Source organism: Mycobacterium sp. 20KCMC460, assembly GCF_022179425.1.
In the GTDB taxonomy this organism is placed as follows: domain Bacteria; phylum Actinomycetota; class Actinomycetes; order Mycobacteriales; family Mycobacteriaceae; genus Mycobacterium; species Mycobacterium kiyosense.
Window position 1 is genome coordinate 1,191,087 of record NZ_AP025524.1, and the last position, 13,975, is coordinate 1,205,061.

The following is a 13,975-nucleotide window of genomic DNA, read 5'->3' on the forward strand; positions in this document are numbered from 1 at the left end:
GCCGTATTCGTCGTTTCCGCGAGTGCCACCCCGCGGTGGATTTCGGTGTCGAAAATTGCAGTGCCGTTGCATTCGCCGGGCACGGATCTGGGTGCGGCTTGAGTTCTGTGCTGATTTAGCGATTTGCGGCTCGGTACTGTCGAGATAGTCGCGGCTCGATGCGGGGCCTTTGCGGATTCGGGTGTGGGTGACCGATCTGGTCAACGTGGATCTGGATGCGATGGCGCGATTGCAGCCGCAGGTTCAGGCGTTGGTGGGGCAGATGACCGAGGATCTTCGCGGCGGTGTTCCGGCCGATGGCGGCGGTCCGGGAGATGTTCCGTCGTTGGCGGCGGCGCATGCGATGTCTGAGACGGCCTGGGCGGTGCAACTTCTTGTAGGACAACGATTTTCGCAGGTCGCTGGGTTGTGCGAGGAGGCCCGTAAGCGCTTTTGATCGCGGAATCGCAGTTGACGATGGCGTGGAACAAATTACCCACGTTGTTGCCTCCCAGGTAGGTGCGCGTTGTCACCGACCAAGACGCAGGTGTTGCACACCTACCCGCAGCAGGTGCTCGACCTGATCGACTCGTGGAAGAAGATTTTCGCCAAGCTGGAGACGCGGGCAGAGACCTACCGGGGGTATGTCGACAATCCGGGTGGGTCAACATGGGAGGGCAAACCGCCCAAGCGGCCAGGGGCCGCGCCAGGGCTGATCAGCAGGCGGTTGCCGGTGCCCGCGACACAGTGGACGCGCAAGCCAAGTCGATCGCGGACACCGTAAGTACGAGTTTGTGGCCGCCGTTGACCAACGCCCAGCAGATCATCGGCAACGCTGAGAAGGTTGCGGGGGTTACGGTCACCGGGGCGCCGCGCATCCATGATGATGTGACAGGCCTTGACCTGAATGCCCTGGATCTAGGGGAAATCGTCAAGACACCGGGTGGTCAGCTGCTAGCGGTGTTCGGTGACTCCTTCACCGACGGTCCAGGGCGTGGTGTTCATTACCCCTCGGTGGCCGTCGAGGTGACGATCGACCCCAACACCGGGCAGATCAGCTACGGCAAAGTGAAATTCACGCTTCCGGCGGGCACCATTGTGCTGAACGGAAAGACGTACATGATGGTCGCGGCTACATCGGCAGGATGTAATGGCAACAATCTGCCCGGGATACCTGCCGCGACGCCTGTGCCAACGCCCGATAGTGGTGGCCACATCAACGGAATCTCGACAGCGCCGGGTTACGGCAGTATGGCGTACCAGCCGGCGATAGGCTTCCGGCCGCAAAGTTGCTGCCGCCGTTTCATTCGATCACCGTCGACGGTGTGACCTGCGGGGTGGACGACGCCAAAACGACCGCTTGCAGGGACACTCAGGGCCAAGGATTTGTCTTGTCGCCCAACGGATCCGGGTGGCTCCCGCACGTCTAAACCGAGCTAACATTTCGACGTCGCGTCGCCGGCGAATCAACGCGGCCGCGCAAATGTTGCGCTGACGTCGGTTGATTCGTTGCGCAGATCCCCTAGGACACTCGCGATGCCGTTTTTCCGCCGGATGGTCACCGAGACGATTTTCCGCCCGCCCCAAGCGGATTGACAAGAACTGCTGCGTTCAGATCTGCTACCCGACAGCCAAACCGGTTGCCGTCGAGAATCTTTCGCGTCTCAGTCTTCTGCGTGCCGCTCGTAGTCCCATCGCTCGAGGCGGGCTTGAAGTTGCACGAGGCCGAGTCCGGCGACAGGTGTGGCTGCGGTAAGCAGAACCAACAGCAGCGGACTCATCTGAAAACCTCCAAAACTCTTTTATTAGTACCACGTTCGCCGCCGCCGAGTGGTTCATTAGGCAACAAAGTCGCCACGAAATTGACTCGATTTCAGCCGTTCGGCAGGGCCCGGTCGGCCAGCGCGCCGATGACCGGTGCCAGCAACTGCGCATACTCGGTCGTGATGTGATTGTCGTCGCGGAACACCAGGGTGTTGCCGACGATCATCGGGCAGCGCTCCGCGGTGCAGAACAGGTCGGTCAGGTCGGCGTACTGCCCGCCGGCCTCGGTGGTGGCCCGCTGCTCGGCGGCGACGCCGTCCCCGTTGACCGCGACCGACCGCGCCGGCGCGCACGCCCCGGCGTCGTCCAGGTGAGCCGACAGGCACGTCGGCGCGGCGGCCTGCGGGTCGGCCACCGGGCCCAGCACCAGCACGCTGGAGCCCATGCCGCGCAGCGTGGTCACCACCAGGGCCAGGCTGTCGATCCAGGCCCGGTCGTAGGAGGCGAAGCTGAAGTCTGCGTGGTAGCGCCGGCTCATCCCGAGCACCACCAGTTTCGGCCGCTCGGCCGCCACCCGTCCCATCACCTCGCCGCGCCACTGTTCACACTCGGTGTACTTGCGGCCCAGGTAGGGGCTGACGATCGGCAGGTCCAGGAACGGGCAGGTGACCTTCGCCATCGTCTCGAGCCGCCAATGCCGCTGCTCGGCGACCTGGCGCAGCGCCGGGTCCCACATGGCGGCGTGGGAGTCGCCGATCAGGGTCACCCGGGTGGGGGAGCCGGTGTCGGCGGTCGCGCATTCACTCTGGCCGAGGTCCCGCCAGGAACGCATGCAGCCGTTGACGAACACCGGCGCCTTGTCGCCGGGCGCCGCCGACAGCGACGGGTTCAGGTTCGACGGCACCGGACCGAGGCCGGCCGACGCGGCGAGTAGGTCGCGGGCCTGCGCGAACGCCTGCCGGACTGCGGCTTCCTGCGGACTGAGCTGCGGATCCGGGGCCGGTGGCAACGCCACGATCCTGGCCTGCGGCGCGGCGGCACCGTGGCCCACCGGCGCGGGCACGGCCGTCAGCAACACGGCGCACGCGCAGGCGGCGACGGCACTCGCGGCACCGGCCACCGCCAGGCTGGCTTTGGCGGAGCCGCGCAGCGCGGCGGCGAAGCGGCCCGGGTTCTCCACCGCGTGCATGGTGATCACCGCCAGTCCCGCCGACACCGTCGTGGCCGCCAGTCGCCCGGGCAGGCCGCCCGGGTCACCCAGCAGCGGCGGCAACAGCAGCAGCACCGGCCAGTGCCACAGGTACCACGAGTACGACACCCGCCCGATCGCCCGCATCACCGGGGGGCACAGCAGCCGTCCCACCCCCAGGCCACCGGTGACCGAGCCGGCGCCGATCACCAGCGCGGTGCCCAGCACCGGCAACAGCGCCGAGGTGCCGGGATAGGGCGTATGCGGTCCCAGCTGGGTGCAGGTCAGGAGGATCAGTGCCAGCCCACCCCATCCGGCTACCGCCGCGGGCAGCAGCGGCAACCGCTTCCACTGGTGGATCGTGAGTGCCACCAGCCCGCCCGCGGCCAGCTCCCACGCCCGGGTGGGCAGCGAGAAGAACGCCCACGGCGGCGATATCCGGGTCCACACCACCGCAGCCGCCAACGACGCCACCCCGACGGCGGCCAGCAGCGCCGCGTACGGCGTCGCGCCGGACATCGCGGTGCGCCGGAACCGGCCGAGAAGCCAGGCCGTCCCGATGATCAGCGCCGGCCACACCAGATAGAACTGTTCCTCGACACCCAGCGACCAGTAGTGCTGGAACGGCGACGGCGCGGCCGAACCCATGTAGTCGGTGCCCTGCACGGCGAAGCGATAGTTACCGACGTAGAGCATGCTGGCGATGCCGTCGATGAAGACCCGGCGGGCCTGCAACGGCGGCAGCACGATCGCGGCGAAGATCGCGGTGATGACCCCGACGGTGGCCGCGGCCGGCAGCAGGCGGCGGGCGCGGGCGGCGTAGAAACTGCCCAGCGCAACGGTTTCGGTGGCCGCGACCTCGCGCCACAACAGCCCGGTGATGAGGAAGCCGGAGATCACGAAGAAAACGTCGACGCCGATGTAGCCGCCGGCGATGCCGGGAACGCCCGCGTGGTAGAGGACGACGGCGATCACCGCGATGGCGCGCAGGCCCTCGATGTCGGGACGGAACGGGGCGCGGGCTATGCGCCGTCCCAGGGGCTGGGTCGCGCGGGTGGTGTCCGCCTCGGTCATCGGCTCGCGGTCATGTGCTGGTCGTCACGGATCAGGTCGCCATCCAGGCCAGCTCGGCGGGCAGTTGCGCGCGCCAGTAGTCGACGTCGTGGCCACCGGGGGAGAAGCTGCCGGCCGGCTTCTTCTTCAGCTGGCCGGCGAACTGGCTCGAGGCGAACAAGAAGCGGTCCCCGATGCCGCAGTCGATCCGGATGGGGATCGAATTGAGCACCGGCAGCCCGAACACGGTGTTGCGGTTCCAGTCGTCGAGGCTGTCGAACGCGCCCGGCGCGCTGCCGAGGTAGGACATGTACAGCGCCGGGCTGACCGCGCAGATCCCCGCCGTGCGGGCCGGGCCGAGCCGGGCGCCCAGCAGCAGGGCGCCGTACCCGCCCATGGACCAGCCCAGGAAGCCGACTTTGGAGGTGTCCATGCCCATCGAGGTCAGCATCGGCAGCAATTCCTCGAGCACCATGGTGCCGGAGTCCTCGCCGTTGGCCCGGCGATGCCAGTAGCAGTCCGAGCCGCCGTCGACGCCGACTACGGCGAACGGCGGTTTACCCTCGGCGACCAGCTGCGCCAGCGCGTCCTCGACACCGCACTCCAGCATCATGTTGGCGTCGCGGTCCTTGCCGTGCAAAGCGATCACCGGCCGCAGCATCTTGGTCTGGCCGGGCGGCATCGCGATCACCCAGTTCGTCCTGATGCCGCCGCGGGCGGCCGACACGAACGAGCCGGTGAGCTTGGTGGGCAGCGTCTTGCCCGCGGTCGGGGGGTCGAACGGGGCCGGCGCGGCCGGGGCCCGGGGCGAATCGACCAGCGCGCCGAGCGCAAATGCACCGGCGGCACCAGCGCCCATGCGCAGCACCGAGCGGCGGGTCAGGTCGGCCACGATCGTCAATACTGCCGCGCCGCAACGTTTTGACACCCGTGCCACGCCGTATTGGAAGGTACTCGTGACGGCGGCGTGATGATCGGGCCTGCTCGCCGTCACGGAGGGCGTCGTGCGGGGACCCGACTGCCCGGATTCGCACAGGTGTCCCACTCGCGATCGGTGGCGAGATGTGCTGTCGTTAGCCATGCCCAGCGCACCGCAACTGCGCCAAGGACTGTCGCAGCGGCACCTGAACATGATCGCAATCGGCGGGGTGATCGGTGCCGGCTTGTTCGTCGGGTCGGGCGTGGTGATCCACAAGACCGGCCCGGCGGCGTTTCTGACCTACGCGATCTGCGGTTTGCTCATAATCCTGGTGATGCGGATGCTCGGCGAGATGGCGGCGGCGAACCCGTCGACCGGATCGTTCGCCGATTACGCCGCAACGGCTCTCGGCGGCTGGGCGGGTTTCTCGGTGGGCTGGCTGTACTGGTACTTCTGGGTCATCGTGGTCGGCTTCGAGGCGGTCGCCGGCGGCAAGGTGCTCAACTACTGGTTCCCGGCGCCGCTGTGGCTGTCGTCGTTGTGCCTGATGTTGCTGATGACGACGACAAACCTGTTCTCGGTGTCCTCGTTCGGGGAGTTCGAATTCTGGTTCGCCGGAATCAAAGTCGCGACCATCGTGCTCTTCTTGGGTCTGGGCACAGCGTTCGCGTTCGGCTGGCTGCCCGGCCGGCGCGGGGGATTTGCCAACCTGACGGCGCACGGCGGCTTCTTTCCGCACGGCGTCGGGGCCGTCTTCGCCGCGATCGTGGTGGTGATCTTCTCCATGGTGGGCGCCGAGGTGGTCACCATCGCCGCCGCCGAAAGCCGGGACCCCGAACGCGCGGTGGCGCGGGCGACGAACTCGGTGGTGGCGCGGATCGCGGTGTTCTTCGTCGGGTCCGTGTTCTTGCTGGTGGTGGTATTGCCCTGGAATTCAACCGAACTGGGCGCTTCGCCCTATGTCGCCGCGCTCAAGCAGATGGGCATACCGGGCGCTGATCAGGTGATGAACGCGGTGGTGCTCACCGCCGTGCTGTCCTGCTTGAACTCGGGCCTGTACACCGCCTCGCGGATGCTGTTCGTGCTCGCCGACCGGGGCCAGGCGCCGGCGCAACTGGTGCGCATCAGCGGGCGCGGGGTGCCGCACGTCGCGATCATCGGGTCGTCGGTGGTGGGTTTCGGCTGCGTGTTGATGGCATGGCTGGCGCCCGACACGGTGTTCCTGTTTCTGCTGAACTCCTCGGGCGCCATCATCTTGTTCGTCTACCTGCTGATCGCGCTGTCGCAGCTCGTGTTGCGGCGCCACACGCCGGGCGAGAGGTTGCGGGTGAGGATGTGGTTCTTCCCGGGGTTGTCGCTGTTGACCGCTGCGGGAATCGTTGCGGTGCTGGTGCAGATGGCGTTCGACCGCGACGCGCGGTCCCAGTTGTGGCTGAGCCTGTTGTCCTGGTTGGTGGTGCTCGGGGCGTACCGCTGCCTGCCTCGCAGTCGCAAAAGCAGCCAGCCCGAGCCGAATTAGGGCAGGCTCGTGCGTCTGAGTGCGGCTAATTCCAACCCCGCTCGATCGTTTTGACCAGCGCGGTCAGCGTCGCGTTCACCGGCGCTTCGACGCCCACCCGCGCACCCTGGCGTGGCACCGCGCCGTTGATGACGTCGATCTCGCTGACCCGGTGTGCCTCGTGGTCCAGCAACGCCGAGGGCTTCGCGTCGGGCATTCCCGCACCGAAATTGCGAACGTGCGCAACGGGATCCGCGACGTCGACGGCGATGCCCGACGCGCGGGCCACCGTCCACGCCTCGGTCGCGGCGGCCCGGCTGACCGGCCCCATCTCCGGGTCGTCCAGCACCTGCCCGACGGTCATGCCGGTCAGCGCGCACGGCGCGCTGTAGGCGACGTTGCAGATCAGCTTCTCCCACTGCATCGCGGCGATGTCGGTAACCGCGGCGGCGTCGAAACCGGCCTCGGCCCACACCCGGGCAACCGACGCGACCCGTTCGTAGGGTAGCGCAGAGTAGGCGCCAAAACGCATGGCGCGCATGGCATTGTGGTGCACATGCCCGGGCGCCAGCCGGGCCGCGCCGAAGCCGCTGGCGATCCCGACGGCCACCCGGTGCGCGCCGACGACCCCGGCGACGACGTCGGCCGAGCCCAGCCCGTTCTGGATGGTCAACACCGGCGTATCGTCGCCCAACATCGAAAGTGCCTGCTGCGCACCGGCTTCCACGTCGGCGGCTTTGACCGCCAACACCACCAGGTCCATTACTTCGGCGGGCGACGCGGTGCCGGCCCGCACCCGCACCGTCTCGTCGTAGCCGGGGCCGCTGACCCGCAGCCCGTGCTGCGCAATGGTGTCGATTCCGGCCTGGTAGCGGTCCACCACCGTCACCTCGTTACCGGCCAGCGCCAACCTCGCGGCATACACCGAACCCATTGCGCCACAGCCGATTATCCCGATCTTCATGAGTCTCCTAACCCGTCAACTCGGCGATGATCTCAGCCAGGCCGGGCTTCTGTTCCAGGCCGAAGCCCGGCGCGTCCGTCGGGGTGATCCGGCCGTCGCGCAGCTCGCAGCCCGGCGAGTAGCCGCCGAACGGCTGGAACACGCCCGGGTATGACTCGCAGCCGCCCAGGCCCAACCCGGCCGCGATGTGCAGGTTGATCAGGTGCCCGCCGTGCGGGAACGCGAACCGGCGATCGAAACCGTGCCCCTCGAGCACCTCCAGCATGCGGGCGTACTCGCCGAGCCCGTAGCTCAACCCGGCGTCCATCTGGAAGACGTCGCGCCCCGGGCGCATACCGCCGTAGCGCACCAGGTTGAGCACGTCGGGCACCGAGAACAAGTTCTCCCCGGTGGCCACCGAGCCGTCGTAACAGTCGGTCACGGCGTGATTCAGCTCGAAATCCAGCGGATCGCCGGGCTCCTCGAACCAGCGCAAGCCGTAGGGTGCCAGCGCGGCCGCCCACTGCGTCGCCGCTGCGCGGGAAAACCGGCCGTTGGCGTCCACGGCCACCCGCGCGGCCTCGCCGACCACGTCGACGACGGTCTCGACCCGGGCCAGATCCTCGGCCAGCGGCGCCCCGCCGATTTTCATCTTGACCGCGTCATAACCCAGGTCCAGGTAGCCGCGCATCTCCGCGCGCAGCCCGTCCCGGCCGCAGCGGCCGGTATCGGGGTGGTAGTAGCCGCCCGCGGCGTAGACGGGTACCGAGGCCGCCGGCTCGGTACCGAAGTGGCGCGCGATGGTGGCGTAGGCAGGCTCGTCGTCCAGTTTGGCGAGCAGGTCCCAGCAGGCCAGCTCCAGCGCCGCTGCCGCGGCGGCCCGGTCACCGTGGCCGCCGGGTTTCTCATTGCGCAGGGCGCACGCCAGCACCGCGGTTGGGCTGAGCCTGCCCGCGTCATCGAGCAGCGAACCCGGTTCCGCGGCCAGCACCCGCGGAATCATCCGGTCCCGCAGGATCCCGCTCTGCGCGAACCGGCCGATCGAGTCGAAAGCGACGCCCACCACCTGCCGGCCATCCCGGACGGCGACGAGTGCGACCAGCGAAACGGTGTGGCCGGAGAAGTCGACGACCGCGTTGGCCGCGCTGCCCTGCAGCCCGACCGCCCGCTCGCGGATGGCAGTGAGTTGCATCACCCGCCGATGGTCAGCAGGACCGCCTGCTCGAACGGGATCCTGCCGAACGCACGCCGCGCATTGGTGACGACCTGCGCCGCCTCGGCGCGGGAGACCACCCGCGGGTCGGTGACGCGGAAATTCCGGCCTTTGCGGGTCATCCGCCCGCCGCCCGCGGCGACGAGATTCTTCAGCCAGTCCCGGTCCGGGCCGTAGCTCAACAGGATTGCGATGCCGGGCTTCCCGTCGACGAACGTGTCGAAAGCGTTGACCGGTGTCCGATAGGGCTTGCCGGAACGTCGTCCGACGTGCTCGACGATCGCGTATCCGGGCGCCCGGCCGGCCCACAGCCGCTGGACCGGATTGGTGACGTGCCGGTTGAACCGGGCGAGCCATTGTGGGAGTTGCATACGCCAACTCTTACACCCTGTAGTTGAAGCGACCGCAGCGGCTGGGACACTGGTCGGCATGGGTAGTACCGACCAAACGACCGCACGGGTGGCGGCGTCCGCGAAGCTGTTCGCGGACGCCTGCGCTGTCATCCCCGGCGGCGTGAACTCCCCGGTGCGGGCGTTCAGCGCGGTGGGCGGCACCCCACGGTTCATCACCGGGGCCCACGGCTGCCGGCTCACCGACGCCGACGGCAACAGCTACGTCGACCTGGTCTGCTCGTGGGGCCCGATGATCCTGGGCCACGCGCATCCCGCCGTCGTCGACGCGGTGGTCAAGGCCGCCGCCGACGGGCTGTCCTTCGGGGCTCCCACGCCCGCTGAGACCGAGTTGGCCAGCGAGATCGTCGGCCGGGTGGCACCGGTGCAACGGCTGCGCTTCGTCAACTCCGGTACCGAGGCCACCATGAGCGCGATCCGGCTGGCCCGCGGATTCACCGGACGGCCCAAGATCGTCAAGTTCGCCGGCTGCTACCACGGGCACGCCGACGCGTTGCTGGCCGACGCCGGTTCGGGCGTGGCCACGCTGGGCCTGCCGTCGTCTCCGGGAGTCACCGGCGCGGCCGCGGCCGACACAATCGTGTTGCCGTACAACGACATCGATGCGGTCAGAGCGCTCTTCGCCGAGCACGGCGAGCAGATCGCCGCGGTGATCACCGAGGCCAGCCCCGGCAACATGGGCGTCGTGCCGCCGGCGCCCGGCTTCAACGCCGCACTGCGCGCGGTCACCGCCGAACACGGGGCGCTGCTGATCCTCGACGAGGTGATGACGGGCTTCCGGGTCAGCCGAAGTGGTTGGTACGGAGTCGATCCCGTCGATGCCGACCTGTTCACTTTCGGCAAGGTGATGAGCGGCGGGCTGCCGGCCGCGGCGTTCGGCGGCCGGGTCGAGGTGATGGAACGGCTGGCGCCGCTGGGGCCGGTGTATCAAGCCGGCACCCTGTCGGGCAACCCGGTAGCCATGGCCGCCGGGCTGGCCACGTTGCGGGCCGCCGACGGCGCGGTGTACACCGCGCTGGACGCCAACGCCGACCGGCTGGCCACGTTGTTCACCGAAGCTCTCACCGAAGCCGGTGTGCCACACCAGATTCCGCGAGCAGGAAACATGTTGAGCGTATTCTTCACCGACACGCCGGTGACGAATTTCGCCGCCGCGCGCGCCAGCCAGACCTGGCGCTACCCTCCGTTCTTCCACTCCCTGCTCGAGGCGGGCGTCTACCCGCCGTGCAGCGCCTTCGAGGCCTGGTTCGTCTCGGCGGCACTCGACGACACCGCATTCGGTCAGATCGCCGATGCGCTACCGGCCGCGGCCCGAGCGGCGGCCGCGGCGCAGGAGGACACACCCTGATGGCCGAGACGACCCGGGTCCATGTGGTGCGCCACGGCGAGGTGCACAACCCCACCGGAATCCTGTACGGCCGGATACCCGGCTTCCGCCTGTCGGACACCGGCGTCGCCCAGGCCGCCGCGGTCGCCGACTACCTGGCCGACCGGGACATCGTCGCGGTGATCGCCTCGCCGCTGCAGCGGGCGCAGGAGACCGCCGCGCCCATCGCCGCCCGGCACAACCTGACCGTGGACACCGACCCCGACCTCATCGAATCGGCGAACTTCTTCGAGGGCAAGCGCATGGGCCCGGGGGACGGTGCCTGGCGCAACCCGCGGTTCTGGTGGCAGCTGCGCAACCCGTTCCGGCCGTCCTGGGGCGAGCCGTACGCCGAGATCGCCGCCCGAATGGCCACCGCGGCCGGCAAGGCGCGGGCGCTCAGCGCCGGCCACGAGGCGGTGTGCGTCAGCCACCAGCTCCCGGTGTGGACGCTGCGTATGCACGTCAGCGGTAACCGGCTCTGGCACGACCCGCGCCGTCGGCAATGTGCACTGGCGTCGGTGACGACGCTGGTCTACGAGGGTGACCGGCTCGCGGACGTGGAGTACGCCGAACCGGCGGCCACGTGAGAAGCGTGCTGGTCGCCGCAACCCTGCTGGCGGTGTTGCTGAGCGGCTGTTCCACCGGCCGCGACGCGGTTGCGCAGGGCGGCACGTTCGAATTCGTCTCGCCGGGTGGCAAGACCGACATCTTCTACGACCCGCCGCAGAGCCGCGGCCGGCCCGGCCCGGTGTCCGGGCCCAGCCTCACCGACCCCAACCGCACGGTCTCCCTCGACGACTTCACGGGCAACGTCGTCGTCATCAACGTGTGGGGTCAGTGGTGCGGCCCGTGCCGAGCCGAAATCGCGGAGTTGCAGCGGGTTTACGACGCCACCCGCGGCTCCGGGGTTTCCTTCCTGGGCATCGACGTCCGGGACAGCAACCGCGACGCGGCCCAGGATTTCGTCACCGACCGGCACGTGACCTTCCCGTCGATCTACGACCCGCCGATGCGCACCCTGATTGCGTTCGGCGGCAAGTACCCGACCACGGTGATCCCGTCCACGCTGGTGCTGGACCGCCAGCACCGCGTCGCCGCGGTGTTCCTGCGGGAGCTGATCGCCTCGGATCTGCAGCCGGTGGTGCAACGGCTGGCCGCCGAGAGCGCCGGCCCACCGGGGCCGCAGTGACCGGCTTCGCGCATCTCGCCGCCGCCGGGCCACTGGTGGTGGCTCTCGGCGTGTGCATGCTGGCCGGGCTGGTGTCGTTCGCCTCACCCTGCGTGGTGCCGCTGGTGCCGGGTTACCTCTCCTACCTGGCGGCGGTGGTCGGCGTCGACGACCCGCAGCCTGTCCCGGGCCAAGCGGTCCAAACCGGCCAAGCCGGTCGAGCGGTCAAAGTCCCACCCGCGGCCCGCTGGCGGGTCGGCGGATCGGCGCTGTTGTTCGTCGCCGGCTTCACCACGGTGTTCGTGCTGGGCACCGTCGTGGTGCTGGGCATGACCACCGCGCTGATCGACAACCAGCTGCTGCTGCAGCGGGTCGGCGGTGTGCTCACCATCGTGATGGGGCTGGTGTTCGTGGGCTTGATTCCCGCCCTGCAACGCCAGGCCCGATTCAGCCCCCGGCAGGTGACGACGGTGGCCGGCGCCCCGCTGCTGGGCGCGGTGTTCGCCCTGGGCTGGACCCCTTGTCTGGGTCCGACGCTGACCGGGGTGATCACCGTGGCCTCGGCCACCGACGGCGCCAGCGTGGCCCGCGGGATCGCGCTGGTGATCGCGTACTGCCTGGGTCTGGGAATTCCGTTCGTGCTGCTCGCGTTCGGGTCGGCCACCGCGGTGTCCGGTCTGGGCTGGCTGCGCCGGCACAGCCGGGCCATCCAGGTGTTCGGCGGTGTGCTGCTGATCGCGGTCGGGGTCGCCCTGGTCACCGGGGTGTGGAACGACTTCGTGTCCTGGCTGCGCGACGCTTTCGTGTCCGACGTGCGGCTGCCGATATGACGGCGCGAAAGCTGCTGCGTCTGCTCGCCGCAAGGACGCGCAACACCTGGCGGTCGCTGACCTCCATGGGCACCGCGCTGGTGCTGCTCTTCCTGCTGGCCCTGGCCGCGATTCCCGGCGCATTGCTGCCGCAGCGCAGCCTCAACGCCGGCAAGGTCGAAGAGTACGTGCATACCCACCCGATGATCGGGCCGTGGCTCAACGAGCTGCAGGCCTTCGACGTCTTCTCCAGCTTCTGGTTCACCGCGATCTACGTGCTGCTGTTCGTGTCGTTGGTGGGCTGCCTGACCCCGCGGATCGTCGAGCACGCCCGCAGCTTGCGCGCCCAGCCGGTGGCCGCGCCGCGCAACCTGGCCCGGCTGCCCAAGCACGCCGAAGCTCAGGTGCACGACGCCAGCCCCGACGAGTTGGCCGCCACCGTGACCGGCCGGTTACGCGGCTGGCGGACCGCCATCCGGCACCACGAGAACTCCGTCGAGGTCTCCGCGGAGAAGGGTTACCTGCGCGAGTTCGGCAACCTGGTGTTCCACTTCTCGCTGCTGGGTCTGCTGGTCGCGGTCGCCGTCGGCAAGCTGTTCGGCTACGAGGGCAACGTGATCGTCATCGCCGACGGCGGTCCGGGATTCTGCTCGGCGTCGCCGGCCGCGTTCGACTCGTTCCGCGCCGGCAACACCGTCGACGGCACCTCCCTGCACCCGATCTGTGTACGGGTCAACGACTTTGCGGCGAACTACCTGCCGTCGGGGCAGGCCACCTCGTTCGCCGCGGATATCGCCTATCAATCCGGCGGCGATCTGACGACCAACACGTGGCGGCCGTACCGGCTGGAGGTCAACCACCCGTTGCGGGTCGGCGGCGACCGCGTCTACCTGCAGGGCCACGGCTACGCGCCCACGTTCACGGTGACCTTCCCCAACGGCCAGACCCGCAGTTCGACCGTGCAGTGGCGACCGGACAATCCGCAGACGCTGCTGTCGTCGGGAGTGGCGCGCATCGACCCGCCGGCCGGCAGCTATCCCACCGCCGCCGAGCGGCGCAGTCATCAGATCGCGATCCAGGGGTTGCTCGCGCCGACCGAACAGCTCGACGGAACCCTGCTGTCGTCGCGGTTCCCGGCGCTCAACGACCCGGCGGTGGCGATCGACGTCTACCGCGGTGACACCGGTCTGGACACCGGGCGGCCGCAGTCGTTGTTCACCTTGGATCCGCGGCTGATCGAACAGGGCCGGCTGACCAAGGAGAAGCGGGTCAACCTACGGGTCGGGGAACAGGTCCGCATCGACCAGGGCCCCGGGGCGGGCACCACGGTCCGCTTCGACGGGGCCGTCCCGTTCGTCAACTTGCAGGTCTCGCACGACCCGGGCCAGGTTTGGGTGCTGGTCTTCGCGATCACGATGATGGCCGGGCTGCTGGTGTCGCTGCTGGTCCGGCGTCGTCGGGTTTGGGTTCGGCTCACGCCCGAGGGCGGCCCGCCGGGTACGGTCAGCATCGAACTGGGTGGCCTGGCGCGAACCGACAACTCCGGCTGGGGTGACGAGTTCGAGCGGCTGACCGAAAGGTTGCTGGCCGGGTGCCGCACGGCGGCAGCACCCGAGATCGCGGACAGCGGCGCCCCGAGAGTGGATGTCAAATGAAAGTGG

14 protein-coding genes are annotated in these 13,975 nt (G+C 69.0%); 9 read left to right on the forward strand and 5 right to left on the reverse strand.

Features of this window, described 5'->3' with window-relative positions; translation table 11 throughout:
- Positions 1 to 187: 187 nt before the first annotated feature.
- The 3 genes from MKCMC460_RS05510 (at position 188) to MKCMC460_RS05520 (ending at position 1,308) form a co-directional block, all read left to right on the forward strand.
- Entirely contained in the window at positions 188 to 436 is a 249-nt protein-coding gene (locus MKCMC460_RS05510) for a hypothetical protein (RefSeq protein WP_236980858.1), read from the forward strand.
- Positions 437 to 505: 69 nt separating this feature from the next.
- Positions 506 to 763, forward strand: coding sequence for a hypothetical protein (locus tag MKCMC460_RS05515; protein WP_236980860.1), 258 nt, complete (start codon positions 506 to 508; stop codon positions 761 to 763).
- A gap of 20 nt (positions 764 to 783) precedes the next feature.
- On the forward strand, positions 784 to 1,308 hold the full coding sequence (locus MKCMC460_RS05520) for a hypothetical protein (protein WP_236980862.1): 525 nt from the start codon (positions 784 to 786) through the stop codon (positions 1,306 to 1,308).
- A 544-nt stretch (positions 1,309 to 1,852) separates the two neighbouring features.
- On the opposite strand, the gene MKCMC460_RS05525 is transcribed toward MKCMC460_RS05520, so the two are convergent.
- Positions 1,853 to 3,970 (reverse strand): acyltransferase family protein, encoded by a 2,118-nt coding sequence (locus MKCMC460_RS05525; RefSeq protein WP_236983781.1) that lies wholly within the window; start codon positions 3,968 to 3,970, stop codon positions 1,853 to 1,855.
- A gap of 67 nt (positions 3,971 to 4,037) precedes the next feature.
- Positions 4,038 to 4,886 carry an esterase family protein gene (locus MKCMC460_RS05530; protein WP_289624943.1) on the reverse strand — a complete coding sequence of 283 codons (849 nt, stop codon included), beginning with the start codon at positions 4,884 to 4,886 and terminating at the stop codon, positions 4,038 to 4,040.
- 178 nt (positions 4,887 to 5,064) lie between these two features.
- On the opposite strand from MKCMC460_RS05530, the gene MKCMC460_RS05535 reads away from it, so the two are divergent.
- Positions 5,065 to 6,423 carry an amino acid permease gene (locus MKCMC460_RS05535; protein ID WP_236983785.1) on the forward strand — a complete coding sequence of 453 codons (1,359 nt, stop codon included), beginning with the start codon at positions 5,065 to 5,067 and terminating at the stop codon, positions 6,421 to 6,423.
- Between the two features lie 25 nt (positions 6,424 to 6,448).
- Here MKCMC460_RS05535 and MKCMC460_RS05540 read toward each other — a convergent pair whose 3' ends face one another.
- From MKCMC460_RS05540 to MKCMC460_RS05550, 3 genes are read right to left on the reverse strand one after another with little or no spacing between them, the layout of a single operon-like run.
- Positions 6,449 to 7,366: a ketopantoate reductase family protein gene (locus MKCMC460_RS05540; RefSeq protein ID WP_236980864.1), complete on the reverse strand. Its 918-nt coding sequence runs from the start codon at positions 7,364 to 7,366 to the stop codon at positions 6,449 to 6,451.
- A gap of 7 nt (positions 7,367 to 7,373) precedes the next feature.
- On the reverse strand, positions 7,374 to 8,537 hold the full coding sequence (locus MKCMC460_RS05545) for an enolase C-terminal domain-like protein (protein WP_236983787.1): 1,164 nt from the start codon (positions 8,535 to 8,537) through the stop codon (positions 7,374 to 7,376).
- Positions 8,537 to 8,929, reverse strand: a complete 393-nt coding sequence (locus MKCMC460_RS05550) for a nitroreductase family deazaflavin-dependent oxidoreductase (protein ID WP_236980872.1) — start codon at positions 8,927 to 8,929, stop codon at positions 8,537 to 8,539. The genes MKCMC460_RS05545 and MKCMC460_RS05550 overlap by 1 nt, the downstream gene beginning before the upstream one ends.
- 58 nt (positions 8,930 to 8,987) lie before the next feature.
- Between MKCMC460_RS05550 and hemL the strand changes: the two genes are divergently transcribed.
- The 5 genes from hemL to MKCMC460_RS05575 are packed head-to-tail and all read left to right on the forward strand — an operon-like array spanning position 8,988 to position 13,969.
- Positions 8,988 to 10,316 (forward strand): glutamate-1-semialdehyde 2,1-aminomutase, encoded by a 1,329-nt coding sequence (gene hemL / locus MKCMC460_RS05555; RefSeq protein WP_236980875.1) that lies wholly within the window; start codon positions 8,988 to 8,990, stop codon positions 10,314 to 10,316.
- Positions 10,316 to 10,924, forward strand: a complete 609-nt coding sequence (locus MKCMC460_RS05560; RefSeq protein ID WP_236980877.1) for a histidine phosphatase family protein — start codon at positions 10,316 to 10,318, stop codon at positions 10,922 to 10,924. Before hemL ends, MKCMC460_RS05560 begins: the two co-directional genes overlap by 1 nt.
- The gene (locus MKCMC460_RS05565; RefSeq protein WP_236980879.1) at positions 10,921 to 11,526 is read left to right on the forward strand and encodes a TlpA disulfide reductase family protein; all 606 of its coding nucleotides are present in this window, start codon (positions 10,921 to 10,923) and stop codon (positions 11,524 to 11,526) included. Before MKCMC460_RS05560 ends, MKCMC460_RS05565 begins: the two co-directional genes overlap by 4 nt.
- On the forward strand, positions 11,523 to 12,335 hold the full coding sequence (locus tag MKCMC460_RS05570) for a cytochrome c biogenesis CcdA family protein (RefSeq protein ID WP_238305383.1): 813 nt from the start codon (positions 11,523 to 11,525) through the stop codon (positions 12,333 to 12,335). Before MKCMC460_RS05565 ends, MKCMC460_RS05570 begins: the two co-directional genes overlap by 4 nt.
- Positions 12,332 to 13,969, forward strand: coding sequence for a cytochrome c biogenesis protein ResB (locus MKCMC460_RS05575; protein ID WP_236980881.1), 1,638 nt, complete (start codon positions 12,332 to 12,334; stop codon positions 13,967 to 13,969). The genes MKCMC460_RS05570 and MKCMC460_RS05575 overlap by 4 nt, the downstream gene beginning before the upstream one ends.
- Positions 13,970 to 13,975 lie beyond the last annotated feature (6 nt).